Annotated in this window: 25 protein-coding genes; 13 read left to right on the top strand and 12 right to left on the bottom strand. The window is 36.2% G+C overall.

Going from position 1 to position 26,694, the window contains the following annotated elements:
• Nucleotides 1-68: 68 nt before the first annotated feature.
• From IWX84_RS03395 to IWX84_RS03375, 5 genes are all read left to right on the top strand, one after another.
• Nucleotides 69-218, top strand: a complete 150-nt coding sequence (locus IWX84_RS03395) for a hypothetical protein (RefSeq protein WP_196849361.1) — start codon at nucleotides 69-71, stop codon at nucleotides 216-218.
• The gene (locus IWX84_RS03390) at nucleotides 202-705 is read left to right on the top strand and encodes a DUF6169 family protein (protein WP_196849360.1); all 504 of its coding nucleotides are present in this window, start codon (nucleotides 202-204) and stop codon (nucleotides 703-705) included. Before IWX84_RS03395 ends, IWX84_RS03390 begins: the two co-directional genes overlap by 17 nt.
• Nucleotides 706-1,891: 1,186 nt before the next feature.
• The gene (locus IWX84_RS03385) at nucleotides 1,892-2,647 is read left to right on the top strand and encodes a hypothetical protein (RefSeq protein WP_196849359.1); all 756 of its coding nucleotides are present in this window, start codon (nucleotides 1,892-1,894) and stop codon (nucleotides 2,645-2,647) included.
• 1 nt (nucleotide 2,648) lies between these two features.
• Nucleotides 2,649-3,071: a DUF5675 family protein gene (locus IWX84_RS03380; RefSeq protein WP_196849358.1), complete on the top strand. Its 423-nt coding sequence runs from the start codon at nucleotides 2,649-2,651 to the stop codon at nucleotides 3,069-3,071.
• 2 nt (nucleotides 3,072-3,073) lie between these two features.
• Nucleotides 3,074-3,328: a hypothetical protein gene (locus IWX84_RS03375; RefSeq protein WP_196849357.1), complete on the top strand. Its 255-nt coding sequence runs from the start codon at nucleotides 3,074-3,076 to the stop codon at nucleotides 3,326-3,328.
• A 1,126-nt stretch (nucleotides 3,329-4,454) separates the two neighbouring features.
• Here IWX84_RS03375 and IWX84_RS03370 read toward each other — a convergent pair.
• The 3 genes from IWX84_RS03370 to IWX84_RS03360 are packed head-to-tail and all read right to left on the bottom strand — an operon-like array spanning nucleotide 4,455 to nucleotide 5,983.
• On the bottom strand, nucleotides 4,455-5,441 hold the full coding sequence (locus IWX84_RS03370; RefSeq protein WP_196849503.1) for a HipA domain-containing protein: 987 nt from the start codon (nucleotides 5,439-5,441) through the stop codon (nucleotides 4,455-4,457).
• Nucleotides 5,441-5,767 (bottom strand): HipA N-terminal domain-containing protein, encoded by a 327-nt coding sequence (locus tag IWX84_RS03365; protein ID WP_196849356.1) that lies wholly within the window; start codon nucleotides 5,765-5,767, stop codon nucleotides 5,441-5,443. Before IWX84_RS03365 ends, IWX84_RS03370 begins: the two co-directional genes overlap by 1 nt.
• A 12-nt stretch (nucleotides 5,768-5,779) precedes the next feature.
• Entirely contained in the window at nucleotides 5,780-5,983 is a 204-nt protein-coding gene (locus tag IWX84_RS03360; protein ID WP_196849355.1) for a helix-turn-helix domain-containing protein, read from the bottom strand.
• A gap of 744 nt (nucleotides 5,984-6,727) precedes the next feature.
• Here IWX84_RS03360 and IWX84_RS03355 point away from each other — a divergent pair.
• A complete protein-coding gene (locus IWX84_RS03355; RefSeq protein ID WP_196849354.1) occupies nucleotides 6,728-7,024 on the top strand; it encodes a hypothetical protein in 297 nt (98 codons plus the stop codon).
• Nucleotides 7,025-7,350: 326 nt separating this feature from the next.
• On the opposite strand, the gene IWX84_RS03350 is transcribed toward IWX84_RS03355, so the two are convergent.
• The 6 genes from IWX84_RS03350 to IWX84_RS03325 all read right to left on the bottom strand — a co-directional run bounded on the left by IWX84_RS03350 (nucleotide 7,351) and on the right by IWX84_RS03325 (nucleotide 13,052).
• Nucleotides 7,351-7,647 (bottom strand): hypothetical protein, encoded by a 297-nt coding sequence (locus IWX84_RS03350; RefSeq protein WP_231385401.1) that lies wholly within the window; start codon nucleotides 7,645-7,647, stop codon nucleotides 7,351-7,353.
• Between the two features lie 52 nt (nucleotides 7,648-7,699).
• Complete coding sequence (locus IWX84_RS03345) at nucleotides 7,700-8,467, bottom strand: hypothetical protein (RefSeq protein ID WP_196849353.1); 768 nt, start codon at nucleotides 8,465-8,467, stop codon at nucleotides 7,700-7,702.
• Nucleotides 8,468-8,539: 72 nt separating this feature from the next.
• On the bottom strand, nucleotides 8,540-8,875 hold the full coding sequence (locus IWX84_RS03340; RefSeq protein ID WP_231385400.1) for a hypothetical protein: 336 nt from the start codon (nucleotides 8,873-8,875) through the stop codon (nucleotides 8,540-8,542).
• A 202-nt stretch (nucleotides 8,876-9,077) separates the two neighbouring features.
• On the bottom strand, nucleotides 9,078-9,359 hold the full coding sequence (locus IWX84_RS03335; protein ID WP_196849352.1) for a helix-turn-helix domain-containing protein: 282 nt from the start codon (nucleotides 9,357-9,359) through the stop codon (nucleotides 9,078-9,080).
• A gap of 380 nt (nucleotides 9,360-9,739) precedes the next feature.
• The gene (locus IWX84_RS03330; RefSeq protein WP_196849351.1) at nucleotides 9,740-10,573 is read right to left on the bottom strand and encodes an RteC domain-containing protein; all 834 of its coding nucleotides are present in this window, start codon (nucleotides 10,571-10,573) and stop codon (nucleotides 9,740-9,742) included.
• A gap of 31 nt (nucleotides 10,574-10,604) precedes the next feature.
• The gene (locus IWX84_RS03325; protein ID WP_196849350.1) at nucleotides 10,605-13,052 is read right to left on the bottom strand and encodes an aminotransferase class I/II-fold pyridoxal phosphate-dependent enzyme; all 2,448 of its coding nucleotides are present in this window, start codon (nucleotides 13,050-13,052) and stop codon (nucleotides 10,605-10,607) included.
• Between the two features lie 210 nt (nucleotides 13,053-13,262).
• On the opposite strand from IWX84_RS03325, the gene IWX84_RS03320 reads away from it, so the two are divergent.
• The 5 genes from IWX84_RS03320 (at nucleotide 13,263) to IWX84_RS03300 (ending at nucleotide 16,676) form a co-directional block, all read left to right on the top strand.
• On the top strand, nucleotides 13,263-13,640 hold the full coding sequence (locus tag IWX84_RS03320; protein ID WP_196849349.1) for a hypothetical protein: 378 nt from the start codon (nucleotides 13,263-13,265) through the stop codon (nucleotides 13,638-13,640).
• Nucleotides 13,641-13,678: 38 nt separating this feature from the next.
• On the top strand, nucleotides 13,679-14,614 hold the full coding sequence (locus IWX84_RS03315; RefSeq protein ID WP_196849348.1) for a helix-turn-helix domain-containing protein: 936 nt from the start codon (nucleotides 13,679-13,681) through the stop codon (nucleotides 14,612-14,614).
• Between the two features lie 152 nt (nucleotides 14,615-14,766).
• The gene (locus tag IWX84_RS03310; RefSeq protein WP_196849347.1) at nucleotides 14,767-15,216 is read left to right on the top strand and encodes a MauE/DoxX family redox-associated membrane protein; all 450 of its coding nucleotides are present in this window, start codon (nucleotides 14,767-14,769) and stop codon (nucleotides 15,214-15,216) included.
• A 2-nt stretch (nucleotides 15,217-15,218) separates the two neighbouring features.
• Nucleotides 15,219-16,316 (top strand): hypothetical protein, encoded by a 1,098-nt coding sequence (locus IWX84_RS03305; protein WP_196849346.1) that lies wholly within the window; start codon nucleotides 15,219-15,221, stop codon nucleotides 16,314-16,316.
• Between the two features lie 111 nt (nucleotides 16,317-16,427).
• The gene (locus tag IWX84_RS03300; RefSeq protein WP_231385399.1) at nucleotides 16,428-16,676 is read left to right on the top strand and encodes a hypothetical protein; all 249 of its coding nucleotides are present in this window, start codon (nucleotides 16,428-16,430) and stop codon (nucleotides 16,674-16,676) included.
• A gap of 78 nt (nucleotides 16,677-16,754) precedes the next feature.
• On the opposite strand, the gene IWX84_RS03295 is transcribed toward IWX84_RS03300, so the two are convergent.
• The 3 genes from IWX84_RS03295 to IWX84_RS03285 are packed head-to-tail and all read right to left on the bottom strand — an operon-like array spanning nucleotide 16,755 to nucleotide 23,891.
• Nucleotides 16,755-19,382, bottom strand: coding sequence for an alpha/beta hydrolase family protein (locus IWX84_RS03295; protein WP_196849344.1), 2,628 nt, complete (start codon nucleotides 19,380-19,382; stop codon nucleotides 16,755-16,757).
• The gene (locus IWX84_RS03290) at nucleotides 19,382-20,809 is read right to left on the bottom strand and encodes a RagB/SusD family nutrient uptake outer membrane protein (RefSeq protein WP_196849343.1); all 1,428 of its coding nucleotides are present in this window, start codon (nucleotides 20,807-20,809) and stop codon (nucleotides 19,382-19,384) included. The genes IWX84_RS03295 and IWX84_RS03290 overlap by 1 nt, the downstream gene beginning before the upstream one ends.
• 16 nt (nucleotides 20,810-20,825) lie before the next feature.
• On the bottom strand, nucleotides 20,826-23,891 hold the full coding sequence (locus IWX84_RS03285) for a SusC/RagA family TonB-linked outer membrane protein (protein ID WP_196849342.1): 3,066 nt from the start codon (nucleotides 23,889-23,891) through the stop codon (nucleotides 20,826-20,828).
• Nucleotides 23,892-24,531: 640 nt separating this feature from the next.
• Here IWX84_RS03285 and IWX84_RS03280 point away from each other — a divergent pair.
• Together IWX84_RS03280 and IWX84_RS03275 are read left to right on the top strand one after the other, a co-directional pair.
• Nucleotides 24,532-24,810 (top strand): helix-turn-helix domain-containing protein, encoded by a 279-nt coding sequence (locus tag IWX84_RS03280; protein WP_196849341.1) that lies wholly within the window; start codon nucleotides 24,532-24,534, stop codon nucleotides 24,808-24,810.
• A 946-nt stretch (nucleotides 24,811-25,756) separates the two neighbouring features.
• Nucleotides 25,757-26,626, top strand: a complete 870-nt coding sequence (locus IWX84_RS03275) for an ABC transporter permease (RefSeq protein WP_196849340.1) — start codon at nucleotides 25,757-25,759, stop codon at nucleotides 26,624-26,626.
• Nucleotides 26,627-26,694: the final 68 nt, after the last annotated feature.

The following is a 26,694-nucleotide window of genomic DNA, read 5'->3' as shown; positions in this document are numbered from 1 at the left end:
GATTTAATTATAAAAATAAGTGATGGAGATGTTAATTAACTTTGTGAATGTTGTAATATCTTTGTAAAATGAACAAGAAAGTTATCAATAAAGAAACAATAATGAAATCTGTAGCCAAAATGGTTTCAGATAAGTCAATGGTTCGTTCATTCTTGAAAGGTAATACTCCTATTGAAGCATTAACTCAAAAAGGAATTAAGTTTGCCAAACCTCTATAGTTATACCTTCGACGAATTCACAAGCACTTATAGTTTTATCACCAAAAATAATATTTTATATAGGATTGCTTTTTTAGTGGATGAAACTCTAAATTCTATTTCAGCTAGCGATATATTAATTGAAAATGTTTATCAAATTGTAATCGAAAAGGTTAGCGATGAATTAGAGCCATTCGACAACTTGGTGTCCAAAACTATTGAAAATATAGTTTGTGCTTTTTTTTCTAATATGAATAATTCTCTAATTTATATTTGCTCAGACGACCACGGGAAAGGAAAAATTCGCTTTACTGTTTTTGATAGGTGGTATAGAAATAGCTCATTTAATCAATTTGTTACTAAAATTGATAATATTATATCCTTTGATTCTGAAGGAATAAATTATAATTTATATACTTCATTCCTCTATCATAATGACAATCCGAATATTGAATATATAGTTGCGACTTATAATGACATTGAAAAAGTGCTAAATTCTGGCAAATAAAATTCTACATTTGGGATCGTAACATATATTGTATTGCAGATATTTTAATATTTCAACAATTGATTTTCTTTAAAAGAGTAAAGGAAGTTAGTAAAAAAGAGGTTCAAGAATTTCTTAAAAAGAAAGAAATTAGAAATAAAAAAGATGTCCCCCTAGTCTACGAGTGGTCGGAAGAAATTCCGGCCACTTATGTTTTAAAGACTTTTGAAGGATCCCCTCCTAAAAATAGTATCATTATTGCTGTAATAAGTTCTCTTAGTTCCATTACAAATCTTCTCTTAACTGTTTTGTAATCAAGGTTATTGGCTTTTTTATAAATTAAGATAAGCATCGATACAATTAAAGTCATATAAACCATTACTTCTATTCCATTTTTGCTGAGCGATACCAGGTGACTAAAATTGAGTTCTTGTTTTTTGTATTCATTTCATGAATGTTTATTACCGGGTGCAAATTGAGCTTTTTTGTTCATAATAACATACATTATTCTATTCTTTTATGATGAATGGTAAATAAATTGGTTAGGGAGTCCTTCTGCATAACTTGCTATTCTGTATGCTGCAATAGCAAAATAGTTTCGTTGTATTAAAAAGTTATTGCATCAAGATGAATTTATGGGAGAGAACTATTATTTGAACAACTTGCTGAACTTCTTATTGAACCCGTATCGCTCGATTTCGGAAGTGGTGCAGACTCTTTTAATTGCCTTAAACCTTTATCCGACTATACAACGTACCACATGTTCCATTTGAAGCCCTGAATACACACAAAATTCCTCAATGGAAATTAGTTGGTGTGGTTCTTTATTCAAGTTGGTTTTGATCTTATTCAGATACAACCTTGCTTGTCGGTATGTTTTACCTGTAATCCGTTGTACATCTTTTGGATAAATACATACCCTGATGTTACTTGCAATCACACTTCTTGTTTTAATGTATTAGCTGCCCCTATTGTTCTTATTTGCCACAATATTGGGTTTTACTTTTGTAAATGTATGAAAAACAATCGTTTAATAAGTGACTAAAGTAGGTAATTATGTACCTTTTAGTACCGTTATGGACGCTGGCTTTTTGAAATGTGGATTAATTAATGAAAACTTTGTTTAAAATCATTCAAGATTTAGTTGCAACGAATATTCGGAATGAGAGAGTAGTTGGATTATTTTAAATTTAAATTTTAACAAATTATGGCAAGACAGAAAGGGATTATTAAATTAAAAGGGACTATCGGGGATATTACTTTTTACAAAACCAAAGACGGGCATTTGGCTCGGGAGAAAGGCGGAATTGAAGCCAGTAGAATTGCAAGTGATCCGGCGTTTCAACGAACACGTGAGAATGGCGCTGAATTTGGCAGGGCAGGCAAGGCAGGGAAAACATTGCGAACCGCCTTTCGAACGTTACTTTTAAATTCGGCCGACAACAGAATGGTGAGCCGTTTGACCCAGTCCATGATTAAAGTAATCCAAGCAGATTTAGTAAATGAGCGAGGATTGCGGAACGTAATTGATGGTGAGGCGGAATTGCTTGCGGGCTTTGAGTTCAATATTGGTGGGAAATTGGGAACCAGTCTATTTGCTCCTTTTGTTGGGACAATTGATCGGGTTACCGGTGAAATTTCGGTTGATTTGGCATCCTTTGTTCCAGCGAATATGATTGCAGCTCCAGGAGGAACAAGCCATTTTAAAATTATTTCAGCTGGTGCTGCTATTAATTTTGAAGCAGAAACTTTTGTTGTGGCAAGTTCAGAAACGGCAATAATTCCTTGGGACAACACGCCTACGGCTGTTATCCAGCAGTTGAATGCCGTAGATCCAAACAGCGTAAGTCCCCTGTTTTTGGCACTTGGAGTGGAGTATTATCAAGAAGTGAATGGCCGAATGTATCCATTGAAAAATGGGGCTTACAATCCATTGGCTTTGGTTTTAGTAAGCGGATTGTAAAATGGTTATAGTACTATCCAGAACTTATTTCCCTGATGGAACAAATGGTAAACTCGAATGCGAGGGTAAATTTATTTGCAACACCATTGAATTGCCATGGAAGAAAAATGAGAAGAAAGTTTCTTGCATTCCGGAAGGGAAATATTGTATCAGAAAGCGGTACAGCGACAAATTTAAGTGGCATTTGGAAGTGATGAATGTGGAAAACAGAAAAGGGATTCTGATTCATCCGGCAAACAATGCTCTTTTAGAATTAAAGGGCTGTATCGCTCCCGTAACGAAAATTTCGGGAGCAGGTTTAGGTTTGATGTCACGAAGCGCCTTTTATAAATTAAAAGAGTCAATTTATAAAAGGTTAGACCGGGAGGAAGACGTGTGTTTAATTGTTCAACTAGCCTGCAGCGAGCAGGTCTTAAAATTGTAATTATGAATATAGTAAAAAGAGCGAAAGCTCCAACGCCAAAATTTTTCAAAGTGCTTCGAAATATTGGATTGGCATTGGTAGCAGTGGGCGGAACTATTCTGGCCGCACCCATTGCGTTGCCTGTTGTCTTGGGCTCCGTTGCCGGTTATTTAACTGTTGTCGGCGGCGTACTTTCGGCAGTAAGCCAGATAACGACGGGCAATGATGATGTCCTTACTCCTGCGACAGGAATTAGGGCTGCCGATAGCAAAGTGTAAAATCAATGCATATTGATATTTCCACTAAAATAAATACCGCTGGCGGTGTCTTTTTGAGTTTGGTACCGAATTTAAATTCGGATGATATTTTGAGAACTGCGGTGTTGGCCGCGATTGGAGCAACAGTCAGTTTTATAATATCAATGCTACTCAAATGTATAATTAAGAAGCGCAAACACTAGTTTGACTTGAATTGCAATGATTTGAAGTTGAACAAAATTAAAGTCCATTCCGTGTAGTACGGTTTGGGCTTTTTTTGTTTTGCTATCAACCAAATAATAATAATAATAATAACCTGATGGGTGTAATTATCTACAACCTCAGTTCGAGTGTTTTTTGCGAAATGGAATGGAGCAAAACTTCTCGATATGCTTCGCTACTCGAAGTGACTTGTATTGAGAACCGTTTTTAATACTATCAATCTGTGCTAATCTGTTACAATCCGTTTTGTCAGTGGTTATTTTTGATAATATCAATCAACTAAATAATAATAAATAGTTCTATAAAATTTAACCACATAGAAACATAGAAAAAAAATTCAATAGCCCAATTATTGGGTTCACATAGCTATGTAATCTTTGTGTAAAGTGAAATGACTTTAAGAATCCAAAAAAAAACTATGTTTCTATGTGGTAAAAAAAAATGCAAGAATGAATCACATCCAACGGGTTAACAATAATAAATAGGACTATCCATTATGCCGATTCAAGCAGAGAATGTCACACACCCTTCGTCAAGCTCAGGATGACAGACACAGATTCAACGGATAAACGCGGGTTTTTGATAATATCAGTCACCTAAATAAAAATAATAATAATCCAATCTGTGTATTTATCTACAACGTTAGTTCGAGTGTTTTTTGCGAAATGAAATGGAGCAAAACTTCTCGATATGCTTCGCTACTCGAAGTGACATGTATCGAGGACCGTTTTTAATACTATCAATCTGTGCTAATCTGCTAAAATCCGTTTAATCAGTGGGCTATTTTTGATAATATTAATCACCTAAATAATAATAATAATAATAATAATAACCTGATGGGTGTAATTTTCTACAACGTCAGTTCGAGTGTTGTTAACTTGTGCTGATAAGTTTGGAAGTAAGAATTTGTTAAGTCAAAAATGTCTTATCCTTTCATTAGTTGTATTAAACGACCTTGGTAGGCTTGCAAATAATTTCTTTTTGTAGTATCACTGAGAAAAGATGCTGCTATCATTTTTTTTACAAATTCTGATTTTGAAAGCATAAGTTCCATAATTTTATTGAAAATTTTCACATTGATTTCCGCCTGTTCTGATAATTTGGCAAATTGCTGACTCATTTTTCCTCCTGCTAGATTTCGCGGTAAAAGCCCGTCATCTAGTGCAAAGTCTTTATCCTCAATGTGAATACGACTATTCAATAAATCATAGGCAGGACTTAATCGATAATCTCCCATTGGGGTTTCAAGCAAAGAAAAATTTTTAAAGTGCGCATCTCCATTTGAAAACAGATAATTAAAAATAAGTATTTTTAATAGTTTAGGAGCTTCTAATTTGTATGCAGGTAAATGTTTTTGCATTAATTGAAATAACTCTAAATAGTTTCCTAAATACTTATAATGCTCTCCATGGGTTTGTGGTGTTCTTCCGGACAAGGACGCAAAATCTTCTTGTGCTAGTTTAGTGCTGTCTTCTTTTATGTCAAATCGCTTGGTAATATAGGCAGGAGCTCCATTTTTAAAGAAGATTAATGCATTTTCAGCTGTTTCTATTCCGTAGATTTGACGGGCAATTTGCATGGTTAGGTGTTCATTGGCTGGCATCTGATCCGGCCTTTTACCTATGGAGGGAATTGGTTTTAGAATATAAGCACCACGTTCCTCTTCCTTTGCAAGTCGTAATTTGTTCTTATCCAGTAGAACAGAGAATTTTTCCTGAACCCCTGAAATGGACATCTGTTTTCGATTTTCTTCAAAAAGTTTATCCGTTTCAGGATTGGATGCTGGTGCATCATAAGGTAATATATGATACACTTTTTTACCCTGAAATACTCTTTTCAAGCAGGTTCTACTATAGGTGTCAAAACCTTCTGCTAAGGTTCCAGGACAATATTTTATTTCAGCTAAACTCATCATTTTTCTGTTTTAACAACTCTGACTGCTCCGATACTGTCGTATTTTGCGACAGTCATCAGTAAGCCGAAATAATCGTCATTATCTATTCTATTGTACTTGCATACTACTTGTTTATTAGATCCTTCCGGTAGCATGTTGTAAAAAAAAGGGAACAAGAATTTTGAATTAAATTCTTGCTGGTTTTTAGGTAAAGTAAGACTGATACCGGGCTTATTGGGGTCTGCCATCCAATTATCATTATAACGGAATGTAAAAGAACCGCCATCGTGTTGCATTAAGATGCCAGCTTCTTCCTCTTTATATACTATTGCTGCTTTTCTCATTAGCGATCTGATCTATTTTTTAATTTTTAAACTGATTTCTAAGCCTAGCACATCAGCCAGTTTTTGTAACGTATGCAGTGTAGGGTTTCCTTTTCCACTTTCAAATTGTTTTAATGTTCGTAGACCAACACCTGATAACTCGGCTACCGTTTCTTGGGTAACCTGAAGCATCTGTCTTCGCTCTTTTATGGTCTTTATTAATTCTTCAAAGTGCATTATATGGCTTTTTTTTATGTAAATATACATTTTAAATGTGTATTTACACAACAAAGTGCACTAAAGTGCATTTTTTAATGGAATTAGCTATTGTTGATTTGTTTTTTAATCAAATAGAGCATTATGTTGCACTTTTTGGGTTTGGAATTGAATTTTCTGTTTATTTTCAGTATAGGTGCTAACCACACTTGGCTGCTAGTTTGGGGAGTTGAGTAGGCAGACCAATAAAAAACACACCACTAACCCCTCTAACTCCCTATATTATTTTGTTTGGAGTCGTTGAATCTTCGCTTTCAAGAGGGGAATGAACCTGGTTAAACGGAGACGTTTAGACTCCAATATGCGCACTAAAGACGAAAATGGCACACACCCTTCGTCAAGCTCAGGATGACAGACACAGATGCAACGGATAAACGCAGATTTTTGATAATATCAATCACCTAAATAATAATAATAACCTGATGGGTGTAATTATCTACAACGTCAGTTCCGTTTATCCCGAACTTGTTTCGGGAAGTGTTTTTTACGAAATGTAATGTAGCAAAACTTCTCGATATGCTTCGCTACTCGAAGTGACGTGTATCGAGAATCGTTTTTAATACTATCAATCTGTGCTAATCTGCTAAAATCCTTTTAATCAGTGGATTATTTTTGTTTTTCAATACTTTAAATATGAATCAACTGTATTATTTCATAACTTTATACGTGTAAAATTATTTTGTTTAACTCCTAATTTTTGTACCCATGTATATCGTTCGTGAAATCTTTTATCTCCAATTTGGCCGTTATAAAGATGCCAAAGCTTTGATTGATGAGGCTACACAAGGCGGATTGTTTCCACAAACAACCGGAAATCGGGTTTTAACCGACTTTACGGGAGAAAGTTACCGACTGATTTTTGAATCGTCTTATGTCGCACTTGCGGATTTTGAAAAAGAACTCGCAAAAGACATGGGTACTGCGGATTGGAAACAATGGTATGAAAAATTCAAAGTCTTGGTTCGCCATTCTGAAAGGGAAATTCTCAAACAAATTTCCTGATTTATATTGCCAATCCCGATAGTGGATTTGCACCCGAGCGAGCTTTTCAGCCCTTTCTTTTATAAAACACGTTTTCTATTATTGTGCTGTTCCTCTTATAACCGCACTTCACTCATTGGGCTAACTATTGTGTGTAAATCCGAGAGGACGGGGTGAGTGAAGTTATGGTGTCAAATCTTCTTAGTTGCTCTCTAAATTTGTTTCTCGAATACCCTTATTAATCCAATTAATAAAATCATTATTTCGTGAATCGTCAACCGAAATCAGAACAATCGATTCACGAAACACCGATTCACGAATCCTCGATTCACGAGCAATCGATTCCCCTACTCAGCAGAAAAGTCAATTAGGTGTACACTGCTGCCTTTGTAAGGATTGAATGAGGGTTCGTATCTAAGGAATCCTTTTTCATTTAATTCTCTCCTGAATTTCTGATAAGTAGCTTTAGAATAAATTTTACTGCTTTGCATCACCTCATCTCTGGTAATGGTAATAGGATTTTGAAACCGATTTACGTTCCAAAATTGAAATAAGACCATGTATAAACTGATACGGGTAGGGTTGAGGTTCTGATCCTGCATAATACGGTCAAAGAATTCAGTAAGGTGTTTTAAGTAGTTCATGAGATAGTATGCAGTGTTGAGTAATCCGTGTTAAGTAATCCGTGATCAGGTATTAGTTTTTTTGCGGCTTTTGATACCCTATTAGTGTTATTGTGTTGTATTTTCTATGTAAGAATTTTTGTTTTTTGCTCTCTTGTTTTAGAAATCCTATGAAAAGGAATGTCAGGTATAATTCATTCCCTACAGGTGCCAGTGTGGATAGTGTTATCGTTTGTTTTACTGCTTCTTTATCCAGTATCAATTCGTTGCTGTAGGAGGTGTGGAAGGTGTCGTTTTCACAATCCCAATTGGATGTGGCCATTGCCAAATGAACATGAGTGGCTTCTGAAGGCCAATCTAAGTGCTCGCTTGCCAAGAAGTCAGTCAGTGTTATTGTTTGGCTTTGCTGATGCCATTGTTCCTTTATTTTAAGAACTTGGCGTAAGGCCCTTAGTTTGTTGCCCTCAAAAAATAACAACATTGATTTGCCTTCACTGGTTTTTAAACCTTCCGAGAGGGTTCTTTTCCCTAATGGATTGGTGGTGTCTTCTTGAAGAATACCGAATAGAAGTTTATTTACCCTACCTGCGAAGCTGCCATCCTTGGCGAGGTTGTTGAACTGTACTGCCAACTGGCGAAAAATAATTGATTTTTTTGCGCAGTGCCCGAATTCCTTGCCATGGTTGCGAATACGATCATATATGGGATTTTTATTGAACTCCAGGGATGTTAAGCTAGCTTCTCGTTTTGATCGTGCATAATTATTTCCATCGGCAGTTACTACAAAGTTGATATCATCGATTGTTCCTTTTATTAAAAAAGGAGCTATTACTTTTGCCATTTTTTTTAGTTAATTTTTTGTTGATTTTAGGGAGAAGTTTTATTCGTTAGCCAGAGGAGAGGGGAGTTTTTTTCAAAATTTCCTACTACTACTTTTTCTGTTATTAATGGGTTCGCTTGCTGAAAAATCGATTAGGTGTACGCTGCTACCTTTGTAAGGATTGAATGAGGGTTCGTATTTAACATATCCTTTTTCATTTAATTCTCTCATGCATTTGTGATAAGTAGCTTTAGAATAAATTTTACTGATTTGCATCACCTCATCTCTGGTAATGGTAATAGGATTTTGAAACCGATTTAAGTTCCAAAATTGAAATAAGACAATGTATAAACTGATGTGGGTAGGGTTGAGGTTCTGATCTTGCATAATACGGTCAAAGAATTCAGAAAGGTGTTTTAAGTAGTTCATTTTTTTAAAGTGAAAAGTGAAAAGGATATTATTTGAAAAAGTGTGGATGTAACTTGTACCCAATGTCATTAAGTTTAAGATAAACTATAAAATTATTTAAGATTTTTGATTAACGATTTTCGATTTCGGATGGAATAGACCTTCTAAAAATCAAAATACTTGTATTTATTAACACAAAATCTGCATTCAAAAATCTCTGAACTTAATGACAATTAGCTTGTACTTTGTTAAGGGACATTAATTTGTTGATGTCTTCGGAAGAATAAAATAGTATCCCGCCAACCTTTGCATAGGAAAGCGTTCCGTTGATGCGGAGGTTTTGAAGTGTGCCGTTTGAAATATTCAACAGTTGACGGACCTCGGTGGAGCGCATCCACTTTTGGGGTTTTACTGTTGTTTGGTTTTCTAAAATAGTTTTAAATTCTTTTAAAAGATCGATTTTGAATACTTCTAAATCTTCTGCGGTAAGGATTGATACAGCCATAAGGGAATGATTTGAATAATGGTTAATTTTATTTGAATCTAAAAAGACTTGCTTGCCTTTTAGTTTGACAAAAGTGATTTCTTTATTTTACTTTCGTTCCCTATACGCTTCGTAGTTACGATAAAATTTAACATTTTAATTAGTTCTAAGTCCTGATTTAAACTGTAAATGGCTCTTATTTTTTATTTCTACTCGACTATTTCAATTTAGTGTGTCATTTTATGGAATCTTTGACTCGCGGTTTAATTTCAATTACAATATTTTTTTGTCTTGATTGGGATTTGTCTTTATTTAGACATAAAAAATGCAGTAAATGTGACTTTTGAATTCATCACAGTACTGCATTTTGGTTTTTCGTAGTTACGAAGAGGTTACGTATTTTAGACTTCCTCTTCCTTATGAATTTTTTGTTTAAGGTTCAATGTCAGTTCTTCCAGAAATTTTGTTTTACTGCTTTTACGTCCTTTGATTTCAGAATAGGTTTTGTAGATATTGTCTAATTTGATATTAAAAAAATCTTCGAAAGAGGCGACTATGGTATTGATGTCGGCTGCACCATTATTTAACGAGCCATTGGAGTATAGCGCATAAATTAGTTCCGTAATCGCTGCTTTGGGAGCTGTCCATACCAATACTTTGTGTTTTTTTTCCTCAAACATCATTTCATTACCAGCATTGAGTTTTTGCATTGCTTCGCGGATGTAATGAATGAACCGGTTCATTGCTTTTACTTTAGCCCAAAGCATATCATGTGAAGTTGAGAATTCCGGAAATTGATAATAATCCGTCATGGGTGTAAAAGGGAAGTTGTTTCTGTGGTTTCTAGTGAAAAATTGATGATCCAGATAGGTATATCCTTGTTCCATGTAATGCACAAAATCTACGTTGCGATAAAAGAATTTATTTATTTTCCGCAATTCTTTTTCCAGAAATTCAATTTGGTACGCTCGTCCAGTTTTGGGTTTTCGTAATTCACAGGAATGAACTTCAGTAAAATAGATTAAATAACTCATCGGTACTGTTTTAATATTTTTAAAAAAATCAATTTCGCTTGAAACCGTTTCAAAATCTTTTTGCTCCACTTTATCCTTTATATTCGAGAGTGTTTCATTACATAAATTAATTCCCAAACTAGATTTTTTATGATTATTTTCAGGACTATTAATTATTGATTTGAGTTTTTTATCAAATTCTTCGACATTTATTTTAAACATACTGTCTCTTTGGGTTTACAATGGTTTAGGTTTATGTGTTGTTTCTATTTGTTTTGTCTTCGTTTTGTAGCGTACCCATCAATTCCATTGAAAAATTATCTCTTGCTTGGATATAGGCTACTTTTGGAATTATTGTAGCTCCCAGTTTTTTCTTTTCAAAAGTGGCTGAAAAACCAAAATCTATTTTTTTAAAGTTTAGTTCCTTGGCACGTTTAATTCCCTGATACAAAAGTTGTCTGTAAATTTGAAATTCTTTAGCATAATTATAATCCATTCCTATCAGAGATGGTGAATAAGTGTAATTATTGTTTTTATAGCAAAAGAGAGTGCCCACGAGCTGCTCCAGTTGTGGCTCATTCTTCTTGGCTTTTAAATATAGCATTATAAATTCCCAATTTGGGTCGGCAACCATGGCTATAAATACGTTAGGAGGATAGGTAAAAGTGTTAAAGGCGAGATTATTGTTTTTTACGTTTTTATAGAGTTGATAGATTTTTTCTGTTTCTAGTATAGTTAGTTTATTTTTTATTACTACATCAAAAGCCTTTTCAAAGGGAAGCACCTCTTCAATAAAATGGCGTTTCGAACGTGGGGAAAGATTGTTGGCAAAGGCTTGTGGAGTGTCCCATTCCAGATTTTCAACCACACAGGAGTCAGGCATATTTACTTTTAAGTAGCCTTGATTATGGAATATGCGATTCAATTGTTCATTCTCTTCAAAGTCCCTTAATACTAACATATCGGCATTTAAATGATTGTAAAGAGTTTCTATCTCTTGCAATAGCATTAGAATAGCTTCTTCTAGTAAGGGATGTGATGTATTGAGATAGCAATGATTTCCTTCTGTGAATAAAGAGCCCATTCCCAAAACTTTAGAGGTTAGATATAAAGGATTTTTTATTCTTTCCTCTTCTAAATGCTTTGATATTGATTCTGTTGCCATCATGTCGTCTTTCCACAGTCCATAAGTAAAAAAAGTGGCTATTACAGGAATTCCACTTTTGTCCGTGATGATGTAGTAGTGGAAGTCCCATTTGTTTGCAGGTTCATCAGAATGGGCAAAAGCAGTTTCTAAAAAATGAAGGCCATCCCAATCAAATGTGCTTTGTTGTCCTAGTAAATGATTCCAAGTAGATTTATCCATTTTTGATATCGATGTTTCATATTTCAGTTGTAACGAGGATTTGTCAACTATTGTGCCTATATTAGTATGGGTCTCGACCAAACCAAATGCACTTTGTATTTTGTTTAAGCTATTTCCTGTTTCTTTGAGCACGATGGGTAAATACTTTTCTATTGCTTCGACTAATGCTTTTATTTCTTCTTTTTGGTTGTGTCTCGAAAGTGTGATGCGAATCCCTGTGTTTTGAACAGGAACCGCTGGATATATTGCAGGATTGACAAAGAATCCTTCTTCGAATAGTTTTTGAACTAATTTATAAGAAGTTATTGGTATTGCCGTACCAAGGAAAAACACAGGTGAATCGTTTTGGACTATTATAGGTATTGCCGTTTGAGAAATTAATTCATTAAAATACGCTATTTTTTCGGCTAGTTCCGCTTGTAAAATGGTGATCTCTTCAGACAGGTGGATATCTGCAGCAGCTATGGCAGCAGCTACCGAAGCTGGTTCCAGTTGTGCGGAGAAAGTTAGTGGGCCACCAAAAACTTTTATTTTTTCGCGAAGCTTTGCATTTGGACAAAGTAAAACGGCGCCACTGGCTCCAAATGTTTTGCTTAATGTCCCCATAATCATCACATTATCGGGTATTTCTTTTAGTACGCTTAACACATAGCCCGTGCCGTTTTTTCCCTTCCAGCTCATTCCGTGGACGTCATCAAAATAAAGCTGCAATTGAGGATACTTTTTGCTTAATTCCATTAGTGCTGCAATCGGTGCATAATCTCCAAACATCGAGTAAACTCCGTCAGCCATGTACCAAATTTTTTTGCATTTTGACGCCAATTGTTTGATTTTATCTTCTAGCAAATCCATATTGCTGTGCTTAATCATTTCGACTGGAATACCTCTTAATTTGAGTAATTGGCAGGCAGTTTGAACACTCCAGTGGACCTGATGATCTAGAATGACCCCGTCTTCATCTCTAACCGCTGTTGGAATTACCGCCATATGCCCGAGGGTACTGTTCTTGGTGATAATAGGAGGAATACCGTACATAGACTCCATTTTAGCTTCTAATTCTGCATATAGGGGATTGGATATATACGATTTGGACAATGGAAATTGGGTTCCAAATTTTTGTATGGCATCCATAGCGGCTTCTTTTAGTCTGCTATCTTGTTCAAGACCTAGGTAACCCGTAGTTCCAAAATGAAACATTTCTTTGCCTTTTATTTGAATTGTTCTGCCATTTAAGGATTTATCCTCTGCATAAAGATGCATTACGCCCTCTTTTTTTGCTCCTGAAAATACTTCATCAACGGTGTCAATAAAGTTGTTGTGTTTAATTTTTGCCATAGTGTAAGGTTTTGATTATTTTTATAAAAGTGAGTATAAAAAATTAGATATTTTGACTTTTTTATGCGAAAATCCCTATATGACAAGTGATACTCCCGAATTGACAACAACAATGGTTAATTGTTGCTTTTTGTATTAATTTATTATTATATGTTAATTATTTATGAATAATATTTCATTTATTTGTACTTTTTTACTTAATATTATAATATGGAAACAGATAGCTTTGAGAATGAATTTGCCCGTTTTTGGATTGACGGGACTATTCTTTTTTTTATATATAAAGATAATGTCAAAATTAATTTGGCGGCAGCAGAATGTATTGTAGCAGATAGGATTCAGTTTCAAAATGATGTGGCTTATCCTATTTTTTGTGATGCCCGAGGTATTGTATCCATGGATAAACCAGCACGAGATTATTTAGCGAAATCGGGTTCGTTGCTTATTAAAGCAGTTGGTTTACTGGTCAACGAACAGGTTTCTGTGATGGTAAGTTATTTTTATCTTAAAATTAACAAACCCAGTGTTCCTACTCGGCTATTCACAGATCAATTGGCCGCGATTGTATTTATTTCCAATTATATTTAGTTTTATTAAAGACTCTTTTTAAATGCTAATAATATCCCATGGAAGATAAAATTAATCAATCGCGTATTAGGCCTATTCGCCAAATGTTACTTGAAATGGCGGTAGGGAATTTCAGCTATCGTATTCAGCGGAGTACAGCTGATGATGAAGTGGAATCCTTAATATTGCTGTTGAATATGGTAGCAGAAGAATTGAAATCCTCTTTTTCTCATCTGAGTTATGTAAATCCACACAACAGCTATAGTTCGTATGTTCAGGCCAGTTTTATTTTAGATTCCAATTGGATAGTAAAAAAGATAAGTACTGATGTGTCTATTTTATTGGGCTACAGTCCCAAAACGATTTATGGAGCCGCTTTTGAAATTATTTTATCAGAAGAATCTGCTGTCTCTTGGAATAACATCAAAGAGAAATTGTCAAATAATTGTAATTATTCAGAAAACTTGGAGCTGGTTTTTGTAAGCCAAAAGCAATTGCTTGTGCCTGCATTTTGTACTGTTTGCCGTTTTATGGATAGTAGTAAAATATTAATTAGCTTAGTTACAACAGTAGTTACAACAGTAGTTACAACAGCAGTTAAAGATAATGTTATTGATGATGATACTTCTGCAGCCCCTGTGATTTCGAGAAAAGAGTCCGTTTATCGTTTGTCTGATGCACAATTGATTCAACAGGTTTACGATTATATTTTAATTCATATTGATAGTCCTTTACCTAATTTAAAGGAGTTGTCTCATATTTTTGGCACAAATGAGTATAAGTTAAAATATGGTTTTAAACATTTATTTAAAACCAGTATCTATCAATTTTATAATGTAGAACGCTTAAAAAAAGCGCATTTGTTAATTGAGAATACTGGCATACCACTTAAAGAAATTGCCGCGATGACCGGTTTTATTAATTACCCAAATTTCTCAAAAGCATTTAGGAAATCATATGGCTATGCACCTAATAAAATTATAAGAAAGCAATAGCGACAGCCTTTTTTACTAGCTTACATACTATGCTGTTTTATAGGGGGTAAATAAATAATACCTTTTTGACAACTAAATAATACCGATTTGCAAAGCCTTAGTCTTTTGTTTATCGGAATTTTATATCGGATTAAATTATAACATTAAACGATATGAAACTTAATAACCGAACCCAAAATAGTATTGTAAACATAATATGCTCCCTTTATGCTTTACTATTTACTTATGCTGCCACAAGCAAACTTTTAGACTTTAATACCTTTCGTATCCAATTAGGTCAATCACCGCTGCTAAGTGCTTTTACGGATTGGATTTCGATTATCATTCCTGTAACCGAAATCATTATTGCTATGATGTTGTTGCTCCCACGACTTAGGTTTACAGGGCTTTTTGCAGCCTACTCGTTAATGGCTATGTTTACGGCATACATTTATATCATTTTAAACTACAGTTCATTTATTCCCTGCTCTTGCGGTGGAATACTGCAAAAAATGACATGGAACCAACACCTTATTTTTAATATCGGTTTTATCTTTTTAGCGGTAATTGCAGTATTACTTATGCCAATGAAAAGTATTTCAAATCAACGCAAAAGAGTGTAATCATGAACCTGAAATCAAAAATAATTATCCTATTAATCTGCACGACTTTTGGTGGCGCTGCCATTATTGTACTTTACAATCTTTCCGAAAATATCGCTCACTATCACAATACTTTCATACGTCGGTTTCCACAGCATACGGCACAGGAATTATACAGTGCCGATTTAAAATTTAATTCGTATTATTTTGCCGGAAAAGGTAACGGTAAAATATATCTTGGTAATTACACTGCACCCTTGCAAGTGTTGGTTTTGGATACTGCACTCAAGGCAAGAAAGATTTATCATATTGAACTGAACCAACAACATCTTCCAATCCAATCACCACTAATAAGAGTACTCGATCACAATTTTTACGTGTTTGAAGGTATTGTACCTTATATATTCAAAGGTGATATTAAGGATTGGAAAGCAACTTTAAAAATGAATAGCGGTCACTACTTCTCTCAGGTAGAGCCTATTGATTCTCAGAATTTAGCCATACGTTATATGCTGCCCAAAAGTGGCCAAAGTATTATTGGCAGCTTAAACCTTGCAGACACAATACAAACAAAATATGCCAGCTCACTTTTACAAAAACAATTTGATGGTGTTTTCGATACAGATGGAAGTCTACTTGTCAATCACGACCTCAATCGGATAATTTATGTCTACTTGTATCGAAATGAATTCATTGTAGCTGAACCAAATCTTAATTTGGATTACAGAGGCAACACTATTGATACCATAAGTCATGCGCGGGTTAAATTGGCAAAGTTTAAGGATAGTAATATGAAAACCTTTGCTGAACCGCCATTGATTGTCAATAAACTAAGTGCAGTTGATAAAAATTTACTTTATGTAAATTCCGCATTATCAGGATTGTATGAATCAGAGGAGATTTGGAAAATGGCAAGCATTGTGGACGTTTATGATCTGACGAATAAAACGTATCGTTCCAGCTTCGCAATTTACAATATCGGAAAGAAAAAAATGAGGAGTATGATAGTGTCAGGTACGTTTTTATATGCACTGATAGGCGACAAAATAGTATGCTACAAATTACGTGAACACCTTACCCAAAGTCGTTCAGCCAAAGAATATTCAAAAACTAAAAACTAATGAAAATATATCGGCCGATGTCAGGGATAAGATCGAAAACCTGTAAAAAAGAGTAGATCGTAATGATTAAATAATTTTATTATGAAAACAAATTTTTTCAAAAGACTCATGATGCCACTGGCAGTCATGGTGTTGGGTGTCGCTGGTGCTTTTATCACTACATCAATGAGTAGTACAAAAGCATTAGCAAATGTGCAGGGTTACAGATTTGTCTCTCAGGCAGATCCTTGTCATCTTGATTTGATGTGTAGTAATGTTGTAACGGCAAATGTCTGTACGTCAGGTAGCAATCAGTTATGGGGTAAAACGAATCCGAGTGCTGCTACTTGTCAAATTCCGTTGTACAAAATCCAGAACTAAAAAGTTTTAGATTATTTTAAAATGCAATGCAGTTCCCACATCCATAGGAACTGCATTGTTTTTTTTTACCGTAAAGGTCTAATGCGCTGCAAACCATTTCGGTTTTTCACCGTCTTTTAAATAATAGCCAAACCATTCTGAAATCTTGTTCGTCAAATCAATTTGATTTTCATGCCCTTGTATGACATGATTTTCTTTTGGATAAACAATCATGATATGTTCTTTTTGTAATCTTCGCAAGGCATGATAAAATTCCATCGTCTGATATGGATTAACCTGTGTATCTTCTGATCCCGTATACGATAAAAGTGGTGTGGTTATTCTTGATACTCCATTGATTGGTGAATTTTTTTGATACCCGTTGAAATCCTCAAACAAGGTTTTATTCATGCGGAACTGCTGATATTCAAAACGCCAACCGTTGGAATTCTTATTGCCAACGTTCTCAGATAAGTAAGCGCTTGTCATATCAGTAAGCGCAGCACCCGCCACAGCCACAGCAAACATATTGGTTTGTGTAATGATGAAATCGGTTTCATAACCACCATATGAATGACCAATCAACCCAATCTTGGTTTTATCCACGGGAGCAATCTTAATTGCGGTATTGGTTGCAGCAATAACGCAATCGGTAGCGGAAAAGCCGGGATTTCCAATTTCATAAGCAATATCAGGATACAATACAAAATAGCTCTGACTCGTAAAATTGGTCGCATTAAATGCCGACCCATTCAAAAGGCTTGGATTAGTATATGTGTGCAATTGTGCAGTCTGTCTTTGATAAATGTCAACAACCATCGGATAGCGTTTTTTAGGGTCATAATCAAAAGGATAACAAAGCACTCCTTTTAAGGCAGTACCTTTGGAATCTTTATATTCAATAAGTTCCGACTTTCCCCAACTATATTGGTAATGCTGTAAGTTACTTTTAAAAATTATTTTCGCTTCGCTGTTGTTGTTTAATAGTAAAGCGGGTGGCTCGTTAAAGTCTTCCTGTAAAAATATAAAGGCGTTGCTTTTTCGTGCCTTATGCAATTCAGTCACTAGCTTTCCAGTATATATTATCGGTCGGACCTCTTCGTTTTTATTGATTGTAAAATAGCCTGACCAGCTGTTATCTATGGCTTTAGCCTTCACAATTAAACTTTGGTTAGCTTCAAATGCTTTGCTCTTGGCAACCACACCATCAGAGAAGTCATTGGAATTTTTTTCAACTCTGTAAACTAGCTGTTTTTCTCTACCACGTGTTAATCTTTTGGCTGAACCTCCATCCGGGGAAAACTCCCAAATATCAAACTGGTCATAGATCAGAAATGATTGATCGTTACTATACCATCCTGAATTTCCATACGGCTGAGGCTCTTCAGGCTCGTCAATGGTCTTGTTGTAAAATGCAATATTTGATTTTTTTGTAATGTTGGTATGTTTTTGCGCTGCTATAGAATAAACCCACCAATTCCGATCCCTGAAATATAAAATATATTTTCCGCCGGGAGAAAAGAAGAAATATCCTTCTGTACCCAACTGCTTCTTCAAAAAACTGCTTTTTGAACCGGTCGATAAATCAGTGAGATAGTAGTCCCTGTCAGCTGCCTGTTTCCAAGTGGGCTTATTATCGTTATCATTGTACACTAACGCAAACTGTTGGTCACCATTTAAAAAAGCAGACGGTTGTAAATTATCCCCAACAACCAAAAGACGATCGCTATCAGGCCACCAAGCCGCAAGTCGTGGGTCATCCTCGCGAATGCCAAAACTATCCCGATACGAAAACAAATCCTTATCAGCAGCATTCCAAATCTGTATACCCGTACCATTGCTACCTTCGATAGTTTCAGTCTTTTTCCTCATGTTAAAAAACACCCGCTTCCCATCGTCAGAAATTCCGAGAGTTCCTATATAACAGGCCTCCAAGGCCATATCTTTGGGCCAGTTCAATGCTGTTGTCGTATCATATTGAAATAGTTTTTGCTCCTGCAATCGGTAAAATAAAACGGCATCGCCCGAAAAAGCTTCTGCAGTAATCACGCGACTCACAAAAGCGAGTGACCTTCCATCAGTCTGCCAAACCACATTTTGAAAGTGGTTGACTTCGCTTCCCGTTATGATACTTTTCACAAGCTTCTTTCCAAAGGAAATCAAACCGACAGTGCCGCCGATTGCATTCGAAACGCAATACCCCACCGCATCACACTTTGGGCTCATTGTAAACGAACTCACATCATCAGTGCTTTCCATGATCTCGCCATTCAAATTTCGGATTACAAGTTTCATTTTATCCCCATCGCCATGACAATAAAGAATAATATATTGACCGCCATCTGCAACTGCAAACTCTTGTATTTTTCCAAAATCCTGCATTTTACCGGAAGCCAAATTTAAAAGCCTAAAATTTTGTTCTGCCAACAGGCATCCAAACCACTTATCTCCGATGAATTTTCCATTATTTCCTTTTGCAAAAGCAAACGTTTTACTGGTAACCGTACTTTTAACAAATAACGTATCCATTCCCGATTCATACGACAACGAATAACTCACCCACTTCCCATAGTCAGAAATACTTTCTGCCTTTAGCGTACTCCATAAACCATAATCCGCCGGTGTCATTTGCCGAGTTTTTCTAAGCTGTCCGTTTACCGGACAGGCTATCAAAAACAAAATAAAACTAATCCAAATAATTTTGCAGTTGTAAATTGTTGTATCCATTAGTATCCTAAATTTTGAGGTAATAAATTTGGATTTAGGTTGAGTTCCGTTTCAGGAATGGGAAGCCGGACATCGTGCACATCCCAACCGGGTTTTATAGCTGATAAAACAGGCTGAATTAGATTGAGTCGCTTGAGGTCAAAAAAACGATGCCCGAACTCCGTAAACAATTCCAGTCTTCTTTCCTTCAAAATGGCATCAAGGATTTCTGCCTGTGTCAGTGCTGCTGTATCCGCAAGTCCAGCTGTGTGTCTTATTTTATTTAAATCTTCTCTAGCGCCTGTCAAATCGCCTGAATGTGCTCGTGCTTCTGCACGTATCAGATAAATTTCTCCAAGTCGGAAAATAATGGAATACTCGCTGGAAGTTCCCGTATTCGAATTTTTATACTTAAAGGGATGATACCAAATACTTGTTCCATCAGTAACTGATTCTGTCCAATGCACTTTTCGCTGGTCACTTCCAGTAAAAGCAGCCATAAAATCATTGGTCAGTGCCGATAATGGCGGTGGTCCAATCGTAAAATTAAAAGTCACGCTTTCCAAGGTATTCCCGCCACTAAATCCCGAAGCCAATTGCCAGATCGTCGAAGTGCTTTCTTTGAGGAAAATTTTGTCAAGGTCTTCTTCGTAAACATACAGACTCGTATTATTAATCACGGTCGAGGCTTCATCAGCAGCTTCATTCCATAAACCCGCATACAGGTTCACTCTTGCAAGTAGGGCGTGTGCGGCGTATTTATTTGGACGTACCCTGTCAGTGGTAAGATAATTTTCGGGTAAAAGTTGTATTACCTGTTCCAAATCAGCCTTTATGTTACCATAAACGGCATCAACTGGAATCCGTACCGCAACTCGGTTTTGCTCATAATTTGTTGTGGTGATAAAAGGAACATTACCATAGAGGTTGGTTAGGTAAAAATGGAGCAACGCTCGTACAAACAATGCTTCCCCTGTCAATTGTGCTTTATCGGCCGCGGTTAGTTTGACCGATTGTGCCACTCCTTCAATAACTGCATTAGCTGCATAAATCTGGTTATAGCTGTTGTTCCATAAATCTTTAACATCAGGATTCGAAGCGACTATCGAATTGTGATTAAACGCCACAGTTCCGCTTTGCGGATTACCATAGAAATCCAGTTCATCCGCATAGTTGCCAAGCAAATGCGATAGTCCGGAAGCCGAACCAGTCAGCATTCCCGCATCCCTTATTTTCGAATAGATATTGGTCATGGCCGCATTAGCAGTAGCCTTTTCCTCAAAAACGGTATTGGTAGTAAGCTGTGAGTTCGGCAGATCCACATTCACAAAATCATCACAGGCGTTCATGATTGTCGCAAATATCAAAAGGCTAATAGCTGAAAAGGTTACTCTGCAAATTGAATTCTTGCGATTCCAACTATATAAATTGGTATTGAATTTTTTCATCATTGTAAATTTTAAATTAAAAACTAAACTGCACTCCTGCTGAAAGAATGCGCAAAGGGGGTAAGTATCCGGCAGATTTAAACTCAGGATCAGCTCCATTATACTTCGTAAAAGTCAGCACATTTTGCCCTTCAAAAAACACCTTGCACTGCAAGTCTTTCAATGGCACATCATACGAAATTGAAATGTTTTTCAGTCGCACATAGGATGCGTCACTTACGGCACCGTCACTTTCAAAATATTTATAAAAGGCATCCACGGCGGCACTGTTGGCTCCGTCTGTATAAATGGGATAAGGAGTGCTATCGCCTGGATTTTGCCAATGATTCAGCACGCCAATAGGCTGGTTGTTTTGTGAACCGGGAAGTCCAAAATAAACAGAAGCGTTATAATTAATTTGCTTCACAAACTGGAAAAGGAAATCCAATTGCCAGTGTTTGTATTTCAGGGTGTTTTGCAGTCCACCGTAATATTTCGGGTTAAAATCCTTGATGGTTTTCTTATAATCGGCAGCATTAAGCAAACCATCACCATTTACATCTTCAAAAGTATACACACCCGTTTGCGGATCCACACCTGTAAAATGATACACTTTTTGGATATTCAGTGGCTCTCCGATGACCAGTTGGTTGGCATAGGTTGAGCCTTCCAAATTAGGGAATTTCAAAAGTTTGTTGCGGGACATTGTAAGGTTAATGTTAGTGCTCCAATTAAAGTTCTTTCCTTGTATATTCAAAGTACGAAGGGTCAGTTCCACACCTCTGTTCTGCACTGTAGCATCGAGGTTTGCTTGTAAGGAAGTAAATCCAGTAGTTCCCGGTAACGGTATTCCTGTTAACTGGTTTGACGAATGGTTGTTGTACCAAGCGGCGGTAAAAAATACACGGTCTTTAAAAAAACCTGTTTCGAGTGCCAGCTCAAATTTATTATTCGTTTCCCAGCCAAATTCAGGATTAAAAAGTCTTGTGGGTTCCAAGCCAACTATGCCACCGTAATTAATACCCGAAGAACCATAGGTGTTGAGATATTGGTAGTCTCCAATCTGATCATTTCCTGTAATCCCGTAGCTTCCTCTTAATTTTCCAAAACTTACTATGGCAGTGTCTTTAAAAAAAAATTCTTTCGAAAATAACCATGCAGCCCCAACCGCCCCAAAAGTGGCAAATTGCTTGCCGGGACCAAAACGGCTGGATCCGTCTCTTCGACCAGTTAGGTTTACAATATACTTTTCTTGCCAGTTGTAGTTCACACGACCAAAAAACGCCTGATATTTATATTCTGATTCCTCACTGACCATCGTAAAAATATTCGAAGCCGAAGCGAGATTGTAAATCAGGCTGTTGCTTGTAAATCCATATGCGTACTGTACCAATTGGTTGCCTTTTTGTGTTTGAAAAGTACTTCCCAGTAGCACATCCAATTTCCCTTTACCAATACTTTTATTCCAGTTTAGTTGTGGCTCAATAATCCATGATTTACGTTCCGCCCCGCCGGCAATCAGCGATGAAAATTCAGGTCCCCATCCAAAGGCAGGATTAAACATAGTCGATGGGTTCGCAGTGGTTTCTTTTCCGGAAAGTGTGGTATATCCAAAACTCGATTTCAATTGTAAGCCGTCAATCAGCTCATAGGACAACATCATATTTGCAATAAGGTCATTGGTCGTGGATTCATATTTTCCTTCCAGATTCCTCAATGGATTGTTGAAGGTGTTGTTCTCCCAATTCAGAGTGCCGTCTGTCTTATAAAGCGCGGGAGCATTGGGTGCGATATTCACGGCTTCTCTTATAAGATCCAGTCGGGGTTGGTTGTTGTTCTGCATCGTATAACCTATCGATACATTCGTTTTGAACTTTTTATTCTCCGATTCATGGTTTACGTTCAGATGCATATTCCCTTTTTGATAACTAAAGTCACCAGGCAGAACCGTTGTCTGTTTGTTATAATTCCCGCTGAGTAAAAATTGTGTTTGTGGGGAACCGCCAGAAAGAGAAGTTTGGATATTAGTGATGTCGGCAGTACCGCCCATCAATTCCATTTGCCAGTCTGTATAACGTTTTTGATCCCAAGTCCCGTTAACGTCATAAGCATAATTGGGTATTGGGGAAATAGCGTCATTTGCAAAAGCTTCTCTTCGCATTTGCAAAAATTGCTCCGTATTCATTAAATCCATGAAGTGGGTTACAGTCCCAATACCTTTGGAAAGGTTGGCAGAAAACCGAGTTTTACCTGCTTTACCTTTCTTGGTAGTAATAAGTACAACGCCGTTGGCACCGCGCGAACCATAAATTGCAGTGGCATCCGCATCTTTCAAAACCTCTATGCTTTCTATCTGGTCGGGATTGATGCTGTTGAGCGGACTTGGTTGTGTTGGCAACACAGCGGAATTAATTCCGGAACCGATAGGATCCGATGAATAAGGAACCCCGTCAATAATATATAAGGGACTGTTTCCGTTAGTGCGCAAACTATTTTGCCCCCGAATCTGGATATCAAATCCTCCTCCGGGAACTCCAGTGGTTTGGGTAATATTTACTCCCGCCATTCGCCCTTGCATGGTAGCCAGTACGTTTGTAACGGGTTGTTTTTCAATATCCTTGGTTGAAATTTTGGCAATACTACCTGTACGTTCACTTTCCTTAACGCTATAGTAGCCCGCATTGACACGGACTTCCTGAAGTGTTGTTGCATCTTCCTGTAGTTTGACATTTATTGTAGTGCGTCCATTTATTGTTACTATTGCTGTCTTGTAGCCCATAAATGAAAAGACAAGCGTATCTGTTAGGGTGGCAGATATTATATATTTTCCATCAAAATCAGTAATGGCAATTGTTTTCGTTCCTTTTATGGAAACGGTTGCTCCTGGTATTGGCCCATTAGCATCAGAAACGGTACCACTGACTTGATGGGTTTGTTGTTTGAATTGCCACCAAGGCACAAGGGCGCCAAGTTTTGTTTGATTTCTTGACAATTTGTGTATTGCTGGATTATTTGCTAGGGCAGGAGTAATGGACAAAGACAAGCCCAAAATAAAGGGGTATATAAATGCCTTCCAAGGCCTATAAACTGAAAAATTTTTCATAATATTGGTTATTGGTTAAATGAAATGTGAGTTTTGTTTTGCTATGGCTCTCTAGTTAGTTTGGCGACGAGTTAGAGGGCATTTTTTTTTTTGAGTCGTGATTCAAAAGTTAAAAGTCGTGAGACAAAAAAGGAATAACGAGTTTCAAGTAGGTGACAACGTGATACGGAGTTTTTTTTATTGCATAGGCACTTGGATTTAAAGGTTTTTTTTAAGGAAGTACACCGCCGTTGCCAGTTGCAGCCCAACGCCGGCAGTGTGTTTCCAAACTAACTAATTCACTAAATTAATTTGTATGCGAGACTTTAAAAAGGAAGCGATGCTAAGAATAAAAGTGAGTGACTTTTGCGCATAAAAAATGGCATGGAACTCAGCTTATATCGTTTTTCAAGGTACTGGTATACCCTACGCACGAATAAGTGAGCCCACGCCATGGGACGTGAGCATCTTACTTATCATCTCGAGCGTTTAAAAATTACCAGTTTTTGAAAACGAGATTCTAAGCGAATGCTTCAAATATTTTATATGAAGAATCGCAAAAATAATACTAATTCTAATAGAATGTGGGTATAAAGATAAAAAATAAAATGACAAATACGTCATTGTATAAAAATATTTTTCTGATTCAATTTGAAATACGATGGAACAGATAAAAAATGAAAAATTATTAAGTGCAGTAAAGCTAGTTTTAAAAGAACTTCGTGCTAAAACTGGCTTGACTCAAGAGCAGGTAGCAAACAATATAAAAGCTAATAAAGATTTGTCAATTCATATTGGCCGTAATGAAACCGGAAATCAGAATATGACTGTGAGTACTCTTTATGAATTGTGTGAATATTATAAAGTGCCAATATCTGAATTTTTCAAACAAGTTGAAGAAGTTGATAAAGGATTGAAAATAAAAGATATAAATAAGTAAGATGCTGAGAGGCATCTTTTTTGTTTATTAGCGAGCGAGAATACTTGTCAATTCGGGATTATTAGTTGTCAATAAAGGAGTTTCTGATTTACTCATAAATTAAATAGTTTTTAAGCATTCTATATTTGAGGTATGGAATGGTATGAAATAATAGTGGTAGTTGTAAGATGGTTTATAGGTCTTTACTTGAGAGGGGAGTTTTATGAGTTTAGGAGGGATTATAATAATAATAGTAGCTGGAGGAGTAAGAAATAAAATATACAGAATATGAAATGCCCTCAAAAAGGATCTAACTTTTTGGGGGTATTTTTATTAGTTGAAAAATCAAGGATGATATTGACTTTAAGGATTCGCTATTTATTGAACTAACCGAATAATTTCCGTTTTGGTCCTCCCGAAGCTTCGGGACTAAAGGGAGACGAAAATTTAGAACTATCCTCTTCTGTCAATAGCACAAAAGTTCTCGTTACAAGTTTTATGGCTACTTTTGTCTTTAAATAGGGAATCTTAACTTCGCTATAAAAATCATTCGAACTGCTGCTTTCAAGATAAATTTATTAAGGTAAAAACAGATGAATACGCTTCGAATGTGTCAATGTTGTCGATTGATTGTTAATTATTGTTATTATTTATAAAGGAATAGTATATTCGCTGACAAACTACTCTTATTAACAAATGGGCATTGCCTTAAACTGTTAGTTAGAGTCGCGAAGCGTGCCCGGAACTTTCGTTTTTCTCCTTTGTAAGTATTAATTTATGAGGACAATTGCTCAACATAAATGCATTGGGACGTCATTTTTTAAGTAAATAAAAAGTACAAATTATTTATATTTGCTTCTTAATGAAATCATTTAGTAAATAAAAAAAATATCTCTCGTCTCCCGACTGCGCTCGATATGACACTCATGAGAAAATAAAATAATGGCTAGAATTTTAGCATAAACCAATGAACCAACCCGAACATACCAACACCACATGGCTGTTTGAAATAACACCCAAAAATAAATTTTTCTCGCTCAACCTTAAGGAAGTCTGGCAGTACAGGGATTTACTGATGCTTTTTGTAAAAAGGGATGTGGTAACGGTTTACAAACAAACTGTTTTAGGTCCGCTTTGGTATCTTATCCAGCCGCTGTTTACCTCAATTACTTTTACTATTATTTTTAATAATTTAGCCGGAATCGAAACCGGCACTGTTCCTCCATTCTTGTTTAATTTAGCAGGAATTACAGTATGGAATTATTTTACGGCCTGCTTAACAGGAACCTCAAATACTTTTGGTGCTAATGCAGGAATATTTGGCAAGGTATATTTCCCCAGATTGATTGTACCTATTTCCATAGTGATCTCTAATTTAATTAAATTTGGAATCCAATTCTTTATTTTTATACTATTTTATCTCTATTATTATAGTCAAGGAGCAGCTATTAGTTTAAATCCTTCGGCGGTGTTTTTTCCTTTACTTATTGTTTTAATGGGAGTTTTAGGATTGGGATTGGGGATGTTTATTTCGTCTTTGGTCACTAAATACAGGGATTTTAGTTATTTAATTGGATTTGGTGTGCAATTGCTGATGTACCTTTCTGCAGTAATGTATCCTTTGGCGTTGATCAAAGAAAAAATACCGCATTATGCGTGGCTGGTGCAATACAATCCTTTGGCGTATATTATAGAAACGGCACGTTATATGCTATTAAATGTAGGGCAGATTTCTATGTTAGGATTGGCCTACACTATAGGAGTTACGATAGCTCTGCTGTTGGTGGGAATATTAATATTTAATAAGACCGAGAAGAGTTTTATAGATACGGTGTAGGATCCTCCCCCCGGCCCCCTCCGAAGAAAAGGGAGTCGATGCGAAGTATTTGCTATGGTAAAGAGCGC

Source organism: Flavobacterium sp. CG_9.10, from assembly GCF_015752245.1.
Classification (GTDB): Bacteria; Bacteroidota; Bacteroidia; order Flavobacteriales; family Flavobacteriaceae; genus Flavobacterium.
Note: the sequence above shows the minus strand (reverse complement) of the source record. Positions and strands in the feature narration are given on the sequence as shown.